Below are 11363 nucleotides of genomic sequence, written 5' to 3'. Positions count from 1 at the left end.
CCATCCGCCCCCATACTCCCTGCCGCCCCATGGAATTTTTCGACGCAATCACCGGCCTCTTCCTGCAGTTCATCGACCTGGTCCTGCACCTGGACAAGCACCTGGCCGTCCTGGTCCAGCAATACGGCCCCTGGATCTACGCCATCCTCTTTTTCATCGTCTTCGCCGAGACCGGCTTCGTCGTCGTGCCCTTCCTTCCCGGCGACTCCCTGCTCTTCGTCGCCGGCGCCCTGGCCGCCATCGGCGACATGGCCCTGATGCCCCTGATGCTCAGCCTGTCCCTCGCCGCCGTGCTCGGCAACAGCCTCAACTACGTCATCGGCCGCTGGTTCGGCCACCGCATCCTGGCCTGGAATTCCCGCCTGCTGAACCGGGCCGCCCTGGAAAAGACCCACGCCTTCTTCGAGGTACACGGCGGCAAGACCCTGGTCATCTCCCGCTTCCTGCCCCTGCTGCGCACCTTCGCCCCCTTCGTCGCCGGCATGGGCGAGATGGGCTACGGCCGCTTCACCTTCTTCAACGTGGTCGGCGGCGTCTCCTGGGTGGTGTCCCTCAGCCTGGCCGGCTACTGGTTCGGCAACCTGCCCCTGATCAAGAACAACCTGTCGCTGGTGATCGTGCTCATCATCGCCGTGTCCCTGCTGCCGGCCGTCATCGGCTACTGCAAGGCGCGCAAGGCCAGCACCGGCTGAACGGCACAACCACAGACAAAAAACCAAGGGGGAATCATGGGGAAGCAGGAACAAGACGGAGCGCGGGCCGGCCCCGCCCTGGCCGCAGCGGCTGCCCTGCTGCTGGCCCTGGCCCTGCCGGGCTGCACCACCCGCACCAGCCACGACGGGCGTAGCGAATCCCGCTTCGACCCCCGGGCCATCGCCAAGACCGACATCGACCGGGTCATCGACGCCAGCCAGCGGGAAGTCAGCGCCGGCCTCAAACGCCTCACCGAAAAGCTGTACCGGCGCAATCCCCGGGAATGGAAGAAGGTCGGCCAGCCCTCCCTGGAAGCGGCCGTGGCCCGCATCTTCGACAACAACCAGTGGCCCGAGCTGGAAGGGCGACGGGAGGCCCAGGCCATGCTGCTCGCCTTCCGCGAGGATTACCACGGCGACCGGGTGCTGGCCCTCATGGCCGGGATCAACGGCATGGTCCAGGCGGCCTACGAGTACAAGACCGATTTTTACGTTCTTGACGGCCTCGACGCGCAAAAGCTCTACAATTGCGCCCGCAACCTGGAAATCGTCGCCTGGCGCCTGAACAACAACCGCAATGTGGAAGGCGAGCTGTACATCCTCTCCAACGAGCCGGACGCCGCCGTGCGCAACCTCTCCTTCGAGCGGGAAATCGGCCGCCTGGTCGGCCTCCTGGATTTCCTCTCGGTGGTGGTGGCCGACAAGAACGGCCGCACCGTCAACCGGGTCATGCAGAACCTGGCCACCGCAGTCTTCCTGCCGGTGGCCGCCCTCACACCGATCAAGTAGGACCGTCCCGGCAGCCCCTGCCGGGCCCCAGCAGACATGAAAAAAAGACTCGTCATCCTCATCTCCGGCCGCGGCAGCAATATGGAGGCCATCCTCCGGGCCGCCGCCGATCCTGCCTATCCGGGCCGGGTGGTGGCCGTGATCGCCAACCGGCCCGACGCCAAGGGCCTGGAAACCGCCAAGGCGGCCGGCATCGCCACCGCCGCCCTGGACCACAAGGCCTACCCCAGCCGGGAAGCCTTCGACGCCGCCCTGGCCGAGGCCATCGACGCCCACGCCCCGGACCTGGTGATCCTGGCCGGCTTCATGCGCATCCTCTCCGAAGGCTTCGTGCGCCATTACGAAGGCCGCCTGATCAACATCCATCCCTCCCTGCTGCCCGCCTTCCCCGGCCTGCACACCCATCAGCGGGCCCTGGAGGAAGGCTGCCGGGTGCACGGCTGCACCGTGCATTTCGTCACCCCGGCCCTGGACCACGGCCCCGCCATCGCCCAGGCCGTGGTGCCGGTGCTGGAAGGGGACGACGAGCACAGTCTGGCGGCCCGGGTCCTGGTGCAGGAACACCAGGTCTACCCCGCCGCCGTGGCCTGGTTCTGCCAGGGCCGCCTGCGCCTGGAACAGGGCCGGGTGCTGCTGGCCGACAACCCCATGGCCGCCGCCAGCGCCCTCATTTCCCCCCCGGCCCGGAGCTGATCCCTGAAGCGTTCCATCCCCGTCGCCCTGGCGCTGGCCCTGGCGACCTCCCTCTTCCTCCATATCGGCGCCCTGGTGCTGCCGGAAGTCGAGCTGCCCGGGCTGGGCGAGGAACCGCCCTCGCCGCCCCTGGAAGCCACCCTGACCCCCCAGCGGCGGCCCGAAACACCCCCTGCCCCGGCACCCGCGCCGAAAGCCGCGCCCAAGGCCCCCAGGCCCAGCAGGGCCGTCCCGCCTGGGCCGGCGACAGTGCCCGCCCCCCAGGCCCAGCCGGAGCCGGCGGCCGCCGCCCCGGTGCCGGAAGCCGCGCCGGTGGCCGCCCCCGAGCCTGCCCCGCCGGCGGCAGTGGAGCCCCGGCTGCCGCCCCGGGGCCGCATCCGCTTCGTTGTCATCAAGGGCGAGCAGAATTTCGAAGTGGGCCAGACCATCCACGAATGGCGCATCGCCGACGGCCGCTACCGGCTCACCGGCGTCACCGAAACCACCGGCCTGGCGGCCCTCTTCAAGTCGGTCCAGGTGGCCTACGAGAGCCGGGGTAAAATAGGCCCGGCCGGACTGCAGCCGGAAACCTTCGTCGCCCGCAAGAACGGCAGCGAGACCGGCGACCGGGCCGACTTCGACTGGAACGCCGGCAGCGTCGTCCAGGGCAGGGAGCAGCGACGCCAGACCCTGCCCCCCGGCGCCCAGGACTTCATCAGCTTCTACTACGCCTTCGGCTACCTGCCCCAGGTGGGCGCCACGGTGGATCTGCCGGTGAGCACCGGGCGCAAGCTGGACACGATCCGCTTCACCCGGGTCGGCGAGGAAGTCCTGGAGCTGGCCTTCGGCAGCGTGCCGACCCTGCACCTGCGGGCCAGCGGCGACACCACCACCGAAGTGTGGCTGGCCACGGACCGCCTGCTGCTGCCGGTGAAGATCCGCCACATCGACAAGAAGGGCGAACGTTTCGACCAGATCGCCACCGAACTCCAGGTCGGCAGCGAATAGACGCCGCCCGCCGGGGTTCCGGCCCCACCGATTTTCCGCGCCCTCCGGGGCCAACGTTTTTTTGAAGACCGCCATGACCCACGCACCCGCTCCCGCCCTGTTCCAGCACGCCATCGCCGCCCTCACCGAGGTGCTGCGCCTGAACCACCCGGCGGATGCGGCCCTCTCCCGCTACTTCCGCGAGCACAAGCAGCTGGGCCACCGGGACCGGGGCTTCGTGGCCGAGGCCGTGTTCGCCATCCTGCGCCACAAGCGCAGCCTGGAAGCCCTGGTGCTGCCCCAGGTGAACGCCCGCCGCCTGCTGCTGGCCCACCTGGCCTGCCACCAGGGCCTGGACGCCAAGGCCCTGGAAGCCCTGCTGCGCCACGGCGAAGCCGAGCTGGTGGAACACCTGCAACAGCGCTGGGCCGCCATCGGCCGCGGCGAAGACCATTTCGACCCCAGCGGCCCCCTCGGCCTGAGCGCCCCGGCCATCGCCCTGGACCTGCCGGACTGGCTCTACCAGCGCCTGCTGGCCCAGTACGGCGCCGAAGAGACCCAGGCCCTGGTGACCGCCCTCAACCGGCCGGCGCCCCTGGACCTGCGGGTCAACAGCCTGAAGGCGGAACGCAATGCCGTCGCCGCCCAACTGGCCAAGGACGGCATCGCCGCCAGCCCCACCCCCTATTCGCCTCTGGGCCTGCGCCTGGCCGGCAAGCCCGCCCTCTCCCGCCATCCCCTGTTCATGGACGGTGCAGTGGAAGTGCAGGACGAGGGCAGCCAGCTGCTGGGCCTGCTGCTGGCGCCCAAGCGGGGCGAGATGGTGGCCGACTTCTGCGCCGGCGCCGGCGGCAAGACCCTGCTGCTGGGCGCCCTGATGCGCTCCACCGGCCGCCTCTATGCCTTCGACGTGTCGGAGAAGCGCCTCAACAACCTGAAGCCGCGCCTGGCCCGTTCCGGTCTTTCCAACGTGCATCCGGTACGCATCGAGAGCGAGAACGATGCCCGCATCAAGCGCCTGGCCGGCAAGCTGGACCGGGTCCTGGTGGATGCGCCCTGCTCGGGCCTGGGCACCCTGCGCCGCAATCCGGATCTGAAGTGGCGCCAGGACGAAAAGTCCGTCGCCGAGCTGAACGCCAAGCAGAGCGCCATCCTCAATTCCGCCGCCCGCCTGGTGAAGGCCGGGGGCCGCCTGGTGTACGCCACCTGCAGCCTGCTGCAGGAAGAGAACGGCGCCGTCGCCGACGCCTTCCTCGCCGCCCACCCGGACTTCGTCGCCGTGCCGGTGGCCGACATCCTGGCTGCCCAGGGCATCGAGCTGCCGGGGCTGGAGGCCATGCCCGCCGGCCGTCTGGCCCTGCTGCCCCACCGCCACGACAGCGACGCCTTCTTCGCCGCCGTCTTCGAACGTCAAGCCAAGTAAGCCCGCGCCATGGAAACCCTGCCCCAGCTATTCACCGACCTGTGGGACGACCTGCAGAATCCCCGCATTTTCTGGCAGATGGCCGTGCTCCTCGGCTGCATCGGCATCGCCTTCTTCGCCTCGCGCCAAGTGCGCAACCGCATTCAGACGACGCCGGAGCGCTGGCACGCGGGCCGCAGCGGGGTCAAGCGCCTGCTCTTCCCCCTGCTGGCGGCGGGCCTGGTGGTGCTGGCACGGGCCCTACTCAAGCCCCACATGCACGTCAACCTGCTGTCCCTGGCCGTGCCCCTGATGCTGTCCCTGGCCGGCATCCGGCTGATGGTCTACATCCTGCGCCAAGCCTTTGCCCCCTCGGGCTGGCTGGCGGCTTCCGAACGGGTCATCGCCACCCTGGTGTGGCTGGCCGCAGCCCTGCACATCACCGGCCTGGACCTGCCGGTGATCGATGCCATGGAGCAGGTGCAGTTCGCCGTGGGCAAGCAGCGCCTCGACCTGTGGATGATCCTGCACGGCCTGGTCACCATTTTCGTCACCGTGCTGGGCGCCCTGTGGCTGGCCGGCCTGGCGGAGGCCCGGCTGATGGGGGCGCAGAAGCTGGATTCCAACGTGCGGGCGGTGCTGGCCCGCATCATCAAGGCCCTGCTGACCCTGGTGGCGGTGCTCATCAGCCTGTCCCTGGTGGGCATCGACATCACCACCCTCTCGGTCTTCGGCGGCGCCCTCGGCGTCGGCCTCGGTTTCGGCCTGCAGAAGATTGCCAGCAACTACATTTCCGGCTTCATCATCCTGCTCGACCGCTCCATCCGCCTGGGCGACTTCATCGCCATCGACGCCGCCACCAGCGGCGTGGTGACCCAGATCACCACCCGCTACACGGTGCTGCGGGGCCTGGCCGGCACCGAATACCTGATCCCCAACGAGCAGTTCGTCGCCAACGTGGTGCAGAACCAGTCCTACACGGACACCCAGGTATTCCTCAAGACCGCCGTCCAGGTCGGCTACAACAGCGATGTGGAGCGGGCCATGGCGGTGCTGGTGGAGGCGGCCGCAGCCCATCCCCGGGTGCTGCAGGAGCGGCCGCCCCGGGCCTACCTGACCGGCTTTGCCGACAGCGGCATCAACCTGGAGGTGGGCTTCTGGATCGAAGACCCGGAGGAAGGTTCCGGCGCCCTGCGCTCGGACATCAACCTGGAGATCTGGAAGCGCTTCAAGGCCGAAGGCATCGAAATCCCCTTCCCCCAGCGGGAGGTGCGCATGCTCGGCGAGGCCCCTACGGCAGCGGCCGAGAGTGCCACCAGGTTATAAGAAAAGACCGAAATATTCCGTTTTGGCGGGGGAAACTCCGCCGCTGCGGTTGTTATACTCCGGGCCAAATCTGGACTGCCTTCGTCTAGCCAAGGAGATGCCATGCCCTTTGCGCGCCACCTGATGTCACGCCTTTCCCTGCTCGCCGTCCTGGCCGCCGGCCTGGGCAGCACCGCGGCCTTTGCCGCCGACCCCAACCTGGCCCGCAATCTGGCCGCCACCTGCGCCAACTGCCACGGCACCGACGGCCATGCCCAGCCCGGCGCCATGGACGTGCTGGCCGGCCAGGACAAGGGCGTGTTGCTGCAGAAGCTGAACGGCTTTCGCGACGGCAGCCGGCCGGCCACCATCATGCACCAGATCGCCAAGGGCTATACCCCGGAGCAGCTGGACCTGATCACCACCTATCTGGCAGCCCAGAAACGGGAGGGCAAGTAATGACCATGCAACGCCGGGATTTCCTCAAGGCCGCGGGCATCGTCTCCGCCGCTTCCGTCACCGCCTCCCTGACCGGCTGCGCCAGCGCCCCGGTTCCCCGCAAGCAGGCTGCCGGCCACGTGGTGGTGGTGGGTGGCGGCTACGGCGGCGCCACGGTGGCCAAGTACCTGCGCAAGTGGAGCGAGGGCGGCGTCCGCGTCACCCTGGTAGAGCGTAACCCCACTTTTATCTCCTGCCCCATTTCCAACCTCATCCTCTCCGGCGACAAGACCCTGGACGACATCACCGTCTCCTACGACGGCCTGAAGAACCGCTGGGGCGTCAAGGTGATCCAGGACGAAGCCGTGGCGGTGGACCCGGTCAAGCGCACCCTGCGCCTGGCCCAGGGCGGCAGCCTCAGCTACGACCGCCTGGTGCTCTCCCCCGGCGTCGATTTCCTGTGGTCCCTGGTGCCGGCCCTGGACGCCAAGGAATCCCAGGAGAAAATCCTCCACGCCTGGAAGGCCGGCCCCCAGACCGTGGCCCTGCGCAAGCAGCTGGAATCCATGAAGGACGGCGGCGTCTTCGCCATCACCATTCCCAAGGCGCCCTACCGCTGCCCGCCCGGCCCCTACGAACGGGCCTCGGTGGTGGCCAGCTACTTCAAGGCCCACAAGCCCAAGTCCAAGGTGCTGATCCTGGACGCCAACGAGGACGTGATCTCCAAGAAGGGCCTGTTCACCAAGGCCTGGAGCGAGCTGTACCCGAATATCGTCGAATACCGGCCCAACCACGAGCTGATCGACGTGGACGTGACCAACACCACCGCCCTTTTCGAATTCGACAAGGTGCGGGCCGACGTGCTCAACGTGGTGCCGCCCCAGCGGGCCGGCGCCATCGCCAGCGCCGCCGGGCTGAAGCTGGTGAACAACCGCTGGGTCGATGTGGACTGGCTGAGCCTGGAATCCACCAACACCCCGGGCATCCACGTCCTGGGCGACGCCATTTTCCCGGCGCCGACCATGCCCAAGTCCGGCCACATGGCCAACCAGCACGCCAAGCTGGCCGCCGCCGCCATCCTCAACCTGCTGGCCGGCGAGGCGCCCAATCCCAATCCGGTGGTGATGAACACCTGCTACAGCTTCCTCAGTTCCACGGAAGCCTGCCACGTGGCCTCCATCCACCAGTACGACGCCGAGAAAAAGACGGTGCTGCCGGTGCCCGGCTCCGGCGGCGTCTCCGCCGTGCGCAGCGTCGCCGAAGCCCAGTTCGCCCTGGGCTGGGCCAAGAACATCTGGGCCGACGCCCTGGCCTAGAATGAAAAAGCAGCACTGCCGGGAGGTAGGCAGGACGGCCATCTCCGCCATGACATGGCCAACAGGCCCGTCCTGCCTGCCTCCCGGACCTCCCCCCTGCAGCCGAATAAAAAGGCCGCGCCTCCTTGCGGAAGCGCGGCCTTTTCTCATTGCACAGGGCGCCGAGCGGCGCCGGGATCAGCCCTTGCCGGTGCTGCCGAAACCGCCGGCACCCCGGTCGCTGGCGGCAAACTCGTCCACCAGGTTGAACTGCACCTGCAGCACCGGCACCACCACCAGCTGGGCGATGCGGTCCAGGGGATTGATGACGAAGGCTTCCTTGCCCCGGTTCCAGGTGGAAACCATGATTTCGCCCTGGTAGTCGGAGTCGATCAGGCCCACCAGGTTGCCGAGGACGATGCCGTGCTTGTGGCCCAGGCCGGAGCGGGGCAGGATCATGGCGGCCATGCCCGGGTCGTTGAGGTGGATGGCGATGCCGGTGGGAATCAGCTGGGTTTCGCCCGGATGCAGCTTCACCGGGGCCTCGATGCAGGCCCGCAGGTCCAGCCCGGCGGAACCGGGGGTGGCGTACTGGGGCGGGGTTTCGTGCAGGCGGGGGTCCAGCAGTTTGACGTCGACGGGATGCATTGTTTCTCCAGATAAAAATCAGTGGGGCAGACGCTCGGCAATGGCGGCGACGATGCTGCGGGCCACCTCGGTCTTGCTGGCGGTGGCCAGGGGATGGGCGCCGGCAGCATCGAACAGGACCACGGTATTGTCCTCGCCGCCGAAGCCGTCGCTGATCAGGTTGCCCACCACCAGGGGCAGTTTCTTGTTGACGCGCTTGCCCTCGGCGTAGGTGGCCAGGTCGTGGCTCTCGGCGGCAAAGCCGACGCAGAAGGGCGGCCGCGGCAGGGCCGCCACTTCGGCCAGGATGTCCGGGTTCTTCACCAGCTCCACCGTCATCGCGGCGGCGTTCTTCTTGATCTTCTGGGCGGACGGGGCGGCCGGCCGGTAGTCGGCCACGGCGGCAACGCCGATGAAGACGTCGCTCTCCCCGGCCCGGGCCAGCACTTCCCGCTGCATCTCCAGGGCGGCGCTCACATCGACCCGCAGCACGCCCCGGGGGCAGGCCAGCCCGGTGGGGCCGGAGACCAGGGTGACGGCGGCGCCGGCCTGGGCACAGGCCCGGGCCAGGGCGTAGCCCATCTTGCCGGTCGAAAGATTGGTGATGCCCCGCACCGGGTCCAGGGCCTCGAAGGTGGGGCCGGCGGTGAGCAGCACCCGCTTGCCGGCCAGGGGCTTGGCCTGGAAGAAGGCGATCAGGTCCTCGACGATTTCCGCCGGCTCCAGCATGCGCCCGGCGCCGACCTCGCCGCAGGCCTGGTCGCCGCAGGCGGGGCCCAGCAGGGTGATGCCGTCCGCCGCCAGGGTGGCGGCGTTGCGTTGGGTGGCCGGGTTTTCCCACATCTGCCGGTTCATGGCCGGGGCCACCAGCAGGGGGCAATCCCGGGCCAGCACCAGGGTGGTGAGCAGGTCGTCGGCCTGGCCGTGGGCCACCTTGGCCAGGAAATCGGCGGAGGCCGGCGCCACCAGCACCGCGTCCGCCTCCCGGGAGAGGTCGATGTGGGCCATGTTGTTGGCCATGCGCGCATCCCACTGGTCGGTGAACACCGGCTGGCCGGACAGGGCCTGGAAGGTCACCGCACCGACGAAATGGATGGCCGCCTCGGTCATGGCCACCTGCACCGTGGCCCCCTGCTTCTGCAGCAGGCGGGTCAGCTCGGCCGCCTTGTAGGCGGCGATGCCGCCGGTGACGCCGAGGAGTATTTTCTTGCCCAACAATTCCATTGTCGTAATCGCTAGAATGGCTGATCCGCCCGATTCTACTTGAGATCATGGCAATCACCGACTGGCCCGAAGACGAACGCCCCCGGGAGCGGCTGCTGAAGCAGGGCGCCACCGCCCTCTCCGACGCCGAACTGCTGGCCGTCTTCCTGCGGGTCGGGGTGCGGGGCCAGAGCGCAGTGGACATGGCGCGCAGCCTGCTGCAGCGTTTCGGCAGCCTGACCCGGCTGTTTGCCGCCACGGCGGAGGAGATCAGCGCCGTGCCCGGCATGGGCAGCGCCAAGTACGCCCAGATCCAGGCCGTCCTGGAAATGTCCCGGCGCGCCCTGCGGGAGGAAATGGAGCGGCCCCATGCCTTCAATTCCCCGGATGCGGTGCGCGACTACCTGCGGGCCCGGCTGGGCGGCGAGCCGCGGGAGGTGTTCCTGGCCCTGTGGCTGGACGCCCAGAACCGCCTCATCGCCGCCGAGGAACTGTTCCGCGGCACCCTGACCCAGACGGCGGTCTATCCCCGGGAAGTGGTGAAGACGGCCCTGGCCCGCAATGCGGCGGCCGTCATCTTCGCCCACAACCACCCTTCCGGCGTCGCCGAGCCCTCCCGGGCCGACGAACAGCTCACCGCCGCCCTCAGGCAGAGCCTGGCCCTGGTGGAGGTGCGGGTGCTGGACCATTTCGTCGTCGCCGGCAACACCCCGCCCCTTTCTTTTTCCGAGCGGGGCTTGCTCTGATCTATATCAATAGTAAGAGGGGGTCTGTGGTTATACTGCGCGCTGACCAGATAACAACAATTCCCAATTGCAATGAAAGAACAGCGCCAATATGACCGGTACCCAGCCCGGTGGTCGTGCATGATCGTCCTCGACAGCGAGCCGGACCGGGTCTATCACGGCCGTACCCACGACGTTTCCCAGGCCGGCGCTGCCGTACTGACGGACCACAACCTGCACACCTCCAGCCAGTTCACCATGCGGCTGTCCGTGCCCCCCACCCACTCCCACGAACGCCCGCTGGTGCTGGAATTCCGCTGCCGCATGGCCTATTCGGTGCACTCCGACCGTCACTGCTGCTTCCGGCATGGGGTACAATTCGTCGGCTTCACGGGCGCAGCCAAGGTTCAGCTGCAACGTGTACTCGCCCAGCATTTTTTACCCGGGACGGAAAGGTACGCCGGATAAGGCTTTCCGGCCTTTTTGCCGCCCCGGGCAAAAGGAAAACGCAAAAGAGGCTTGATATTATTCAGGCAGTTGCGTTACAATCGCGGGCTTTCCTTCCAAGTTTTCTGGAGCAAATCATGGCGCGTGTCTGCCAAGTGACGGGCAAGGCCCCGATGGTCGGGAACAACGTTTCCCATGCCAACAACAAAACCAAGCGCCGCTTCCTGCCGAATCTGCAGTATCGTCGCTTCTGGGTTGAGAGCGAAAACCGCTTCATCCGGCTGCGTGTTTCCAACGCCGGTCTGCGGTTGATCGACAAGAAGGGTATCGACGAGGTCCTGGTGGATCTGCGTGCCCGCGGCGAAGTGTAATAAGCGTTTCACGGTCTAAGGAGCTGCGACATGCGTGAAAAGATCAAGCTGGAGTCCACTGCTGGGACCGGCCATTTCTACACCACCACCAAGAACAAGCGTACCAAGCCGGAAAAGATCGAGATCAAGAAGTACGATCCCAAGGTCCGCAAGCACGTGATCTACAAAGAAACCAAGCTGAAGTAAGCCCCCCAAAGGCTTGGCTACCGGAAAACCCGCCCTTGTGGCGGGTTTTTCTTTGGGCCTTCGCCCCGGAGCGCCGCCGCATATGAGCACCCGTTCTTTGCCCCCCCCCCGCTTTGCAGCCGGATTCGGGGCAGAAACGGCACCTTGCCCCCCCCCAACGCTGTCGGCCTCCCCGCCGGAAACAGCTGCCACAAGCGAAAGCCGCAAAAAAAAACCCCCCCCCA

Annotated in this window: 14 protein-coding genes; 12 read left to right on the top strand and 2 right to left on the bottom strand. The window is 67.6% G+C overall.

Features of this window, described 5'->3' with window-relative positions; translation table 11 throughout:
- Positions 1–29 precede the first annotated feature (29 nt).
- From AC1RTA_RS15755 to AC1RTA_RS15720, 8 genes are all read left to right on the top strand, one after another.
- Entirely contained in the window at positions 30–692 is a 663-nt protein-coding gene (locus AC1RTA_RS15755) for a DedA family protein (protein WP_130460083.1), read from the top strand.
- A 36-nt stretch (positions 693–728) separates the two neighbouring features.
- Entirely contained in the window at positions 729–1481 is a 753-nt protein-coding gene (locus AC1RTA_RS15750) for a hypothetical protein (RefSeq protein ID WP_492785265.1), read from the top strand.
- A 36-nt stretch (positions 1482–1517) separates the two neighbouring features.
- Entirely contained in the window at positions 1518–2174 is a 657-nt protein-coding gene (purN, locus tag AC1RTA_RS15745) for a phosphoribosylglycinamide formyltransferase (RefSeq protein ID WP_205230852.1), read from the top strand.
- Positions 2175–2423: 249 nt separating this feature from the next.
- Positions 2424–3161: a DUF3108 domain-containing protein gene (locus AC1RTA_RS15740; protein WP_492785264.1), complete on the top strand. Its 738-nt coding sequence runs from the start codon at positions 2424–2426 to the stop codon at positions 3159–3161.
- Positions 3162–3234: 73 nt separating this feature from the next.
- The gene (locus tag AC1RTA_RS15735; protein WP_492785263.1) at positions 3235–4563 is read left to right on the top strand and encodes an RsmB/NOP family class I SAM-dependent RNA methyltransferase; all 1329 of its coding nucleotides are present in this window, start codon (positions 3235–3237) and stop codon (positions 4561–4563) included.
- 9 nt (positions 4564–4572) lie between these two features.
- Positions 4573–5868 carry a mechanosensitive ion channel family protein gene (locus AC1RTA_RS15730; RefSeq protein WP_492785262.1) on the top strand — a complete coding sequence of 432 codons (1296 nt, stop codon included), beginning with the start codon at positions 4573–4575 and terminating at the stop codon, positions 5866–5868.
- A 102-nt stretch (positions 5869–5970) separates the two neighbouring features.
- The gene (locus AC1RTA_RS15725; protein WP_014236629.1) at positions 5971–6306 is read left to right on the top strand and encodes a c-type cytochrome; all 336 of its coding nucleotides are present in this window, start codon (positions 5971–5973) and stop codon (positions 6304–6306) included.
- On the top strand, positions 6306–7601 hold the full coding sequence (locus AC1RTA_RS15720) for an FCSD flavin-binding domain-containing protein (protein ID WP_014236628.1): 1296 nt from the start codon (positions 6306–6308) through the stop codon (positions 7599–7601). Before AC1RTA_RS15725 ends, AC1RTA_RS15720 begins: the two co-directional genes overlap by 1 nt.
- Before the next feature lie 177 nt (positions 7602–7778).
- Here the strand turns inward: AC1RTA_RS15720 and dut are convergent, their stop codons facing one another.
- The gene (gene dut / locus AC1RTA_RS15715; RefSeq protein WP_130460089.1) at positions 7779–8228 is read right to left on the bottom strand and encodes a dUTP diphosphatase; all 450 of its coding nucleotides are present in this window, start codon (positions 8226–8228) and stop codon (positions 7779–7781) included.
- 18 nt (positions 8229–8246) lie between these two features.
- Positions 8247–9431: a bifunctional phosphopantothenoylcysteine decarboxylase/phosphopantothenate--cysteine ligase CoaBC gene (gene coaBC, locus AC1RTA_RS15710; protein ID WP_492785261.1), complete on the bottom strand. Its 1185-nt coding sequence runs from the start codon at positions 9429–9431 to the stop codon at positions 8247–8249.
- A gap of 47 nt (positions 9432–9478) precedes the next feature.
- Between coaBC and radC the strand changes: the two genes are divergently transcribed.
- From radC to rpmG, 4 genes are all read left to right on the top strand, one after another.
- Positions 9479–10156: a RadC family protein gene (gene radC / locus AC1RTA_RS15705; RefSeq protein WP_492785260.1), complete on the top strand. Its 678-nt coding sequence runs from the start codon at positions 9479–9481 to the stop codon at positions 10154–10156.
- Positions 10157–10228: 72 nt separating this feature from the next.
- Positions 10229–10603 carry a PilZ domain-containing protein gene (locus tag AC1RTA_RS15700; RefSeq protein ID WP_083833939.1) on the top strand — a complete coding sequence of 125 codons (375 nt, stop codon included), beginning with the start codon at positions 10229–10231 and terminating at the stop codon, positions 10601–10603.
- Positions 10604–10719: 116 nt separating this feature from the next.
- The gene (rpmB, locus tag AC1RTA_RS15695) at positions 10720–10953 is read left to right on the top strand and encodes a 50S ribosomal protein L28 (RefSeq protein ID WP_014236623.1); all 234 of its coding nucleotides are present in this window, start codon (positions 10720–10722) and stop codon (positions 10951–10953) included.
- Positions 10954–10983: 30 nt separating this feature from the next.
- The gene (rpmG, locus tag AC1RTA_RS15690; protein ID WP_014236622.1) at positions 10984–11139 is read left to right on the top strand and encodes a 50S ribosomal protein L33; all 156 of its coding nucleotides are present in this window, start codon (positions 10984–10986) and stop codon (positions 11137–11139) included.
- The last annotated feature ends 224 nt before the right edge of the window (positions 11140–11363 follow it).

It is taken from the genome of Azospira sp. MPR-E4, from assembly GCF_058809645.1.
Note: the sequence above shows the minus strand (reverse complement) of the source record. Positions and strands in the feature narration are given on the sequence as shown.

Coding starts and splice junctions, on each gene's coding strand:
- AC1RTA_RS15750 (WP_492785265.1), top strand. CDS start 729: ATGGGGAAGCAGGAACAAGACGGAGCGCGGGCCGGCCCCGCCCTGGCC.
- purN (WP_205230852.1), top strand. CDS start 1,518: ATGAAAAAAAGACTCGTCATCCTCATCTCCGGCCGCGGCAGCAATATG.
- AC1RTA_RS15730 (WP_492785262.1), top strand. CDS start 4,573: ATGGAAACCCTGCCCCAGCTATTCACCGACCTGTGGGACGACCTGCAG.
- AC1RTA_RS15755 (WP_130460083.1), top strand. CDS start 30: ATGGAATTTTTCGACGCAATCACCGGCCTCTTCCTGCAGTTCATCGAC.
- rpmB (WP_014236623.1), top strand. CDS start 10,720: ATGGCGCGTGTCTGCCAAGTGACGGGCAAGGCCCCGATGGTCGGGAAC.
- AC1RTA_RS15720 (WP_014236628.1), top strand. CDS start 6,306: ATGACCATGCAACGCCGGGATTTCCTCAAGGCCGCGGGCATCGTCTCC.
- radC (WP_492785260.1), top strand. CDS start 9,479: ATGGCAATCACCGACTGGCCCGAAGACGAACGCCCCCGGGAGCGGCTG.
- AC1RTA_RS15700 (WP_083833939.1), top strand. CDS start 10,229: ATGAAAGAACAGCGCCAATATGACCGGTACCCAGCCCGGTGGTCGTGC.
- dut (WP_130460089.1), bottom strand. CDS start 8,228: ATGCATCCCGTCGACGTCAAACTGCTGGACCCCCGCCTGCACGAAACC.
- rpmG (WP_014236622.1), top strand. CDS start 10,984: ATGCGTGAAAAGATCAAGCTGGAGTCCACTGCTGGGACCGGCCATTTC.
- AC1RTA_RS15735 (WP_492785263.1), top strand. CDS start 3,235: ATGACCCACGCACCCGCTCCCGCCCTGTTCCAGCACGCCATCGCCGCC.
- coaBC (WP_492785261.1), bottom strand. CDS start 9,431: ATGGAATTGTTGGGCAAGAAAATACTCCTCGGCGTCACCGGCGGCATC.
- AC1RTA_RS15725 (WP_014236629.1), top strand. CDS start 5,971: ATGCCCTTTGCGCGCCACCTGATGTCACGCCTTTCCCTGCTCGCCGTC.